Here is a 1,266-nt window from a genome sequence, read left to right as displayed (position 1 = left end):
GGCAGGATCCGGCGGGTAAGGTTGGGGTGGACGAGGGGGAGCCGCGGCTGCCGATGACGGCGGAGCAGCGGCGGGCGCGGATTGATGCGTTGGGGGAGGCGAATGCTAAGAGACGGGTTGTTGCTATGGAAGAAAAATACCGTATGCACACTGTTGAAAAACACAGTTCGGAAATATCAGATGTGGCGCTCAAACAGCGTGCCATTAACGGTGCAAATCCGCACACGGGTGAAATTCCCAAAGGAGCTAATGGAAGCCTAAGTTCTCAATTTAGCAACTGGCGAATTCATTTGAATGCGCTAAATAAAGCTATGACAAGAGAAAAGCTTGGACTGGATCCGTTTACTGGTGTAGATCACAAAAATGATAGAGTTGTCAGGCAGGAATTGCCGGGAGCAGGGCGTGGCTACAAACCAAATAAAAAGGATAAGCAAAATCCTAAATTGAACGAAGATTTAAATTGGTTTGAAGTTAAGTTTGGTAAGGACGGCTTACCTTACACCGGATTTCCTATGGAGAAAAAATGATGCTGATGCACCCTTTTATAAATGAGGAGTTTGTACCTGACTTAACCTGGTTCGTTGGTCAGTTTGATGTGTATGATCGCGAAGAAACACTCGGAGCGATACTAGAGGTCTACGATCCTGAGAATAAGCGTGACAGATCAGAGTTGATTGTTAGATATGGTCTGGATTTAGATTGCCTGTCTTATAGGCATAAATATGTATTGGTTAGATTTTTGGGTGACAAGCTTAATGATCCGAATTTTGACTTTAAAAGGTTGTTTGAGATAGATGAAGATTGTGCGGGTAGCTGGCCTCGAGGGGAGTGGTATAACTTAAAAAATCCTAAAGAATTTTTTCAGGACGTTTATGTCCTGGCAAAAGAAACCTGGAAGGAAGATCTCAGAAAAGCAGCTCTTGAAGATCCATCTACTTGGTAGGCCGTTTACCATCGAACCGCTTTTGTGGCGAGGGAGCTTGCTCCCGCTGGGCTGCGCAGCAGCCCTAAAAACAACTAACTCGGTCAGCCAGATACACCGTGGCGTTGGTCAGAAGAGGGGGGCTGCTACGCAGCCCAGCGGGAGCAAGCTCCCTCGCCACAGGGTTAGCGCCAGGCGTTTGGGCTGTGGTGAATAGAGAATCCGCCTAAAGCGGCGAACTCAATCTTCCTGACACTTGATCGTCCCCACGCTCCGCGTGGGAATGCATCCCGTGACGCTCTGCGTCACCTTCAGAGGCGGAACGCAGAGCGTCCCTGGCGACA

The 1,266-nt window shown here is 48.7% G+C and carries 1 protein-coding gene and 1 pseudogene; both read left to right on the top strand.

The annotated features are described in order from the left end of the window. Positions 1–527 (top strand): annotated as a pseudogene (locus V7773_RS30220) (type IV secretion protein Rhs); the annotation flags it as partial. Next, positions 524–943, top strand: a complete 420-nt coding sequence (locus tag V7773_RS30215; RefSeq protein WP_092147709.1) for a hypothetical protein — start codon at positions 524–526, stop codon at positions 941–943. The pseudogene V7773_RS30220 and the gene V7773_RS30215, both read left to right, overlap by 4 nt. Positions 944–1,266 lie beyond the last annotated feature (323 nt).

This window comes from Pseudomonas sp. 3JA (assembly GCF_036961705.1).
In the GTDB taxonomy this organism is placed as follows: domain Bacteria; phylum Pseudomonadota; class Gammaproteobacteria; order Pseudomonadales; family Pseudomonadaceae; genus Aquipseudomonas; species Aquipseudomonas fluorescens_Q.
Note: the sequence above shows the minus strand (reverse complement) of the source record. Positions and strands in the feature narration are given on the sequence as shown.

Excerpts from the sequence above, each read along its gene's own strand:
- V7773_RS30215 (WP_092147709.1), top strand. The coding sequence starts at position 524 with ATGATGCTGATGCACCCTTTTATAAATGAGGAGTTTGTACCTGACTTA.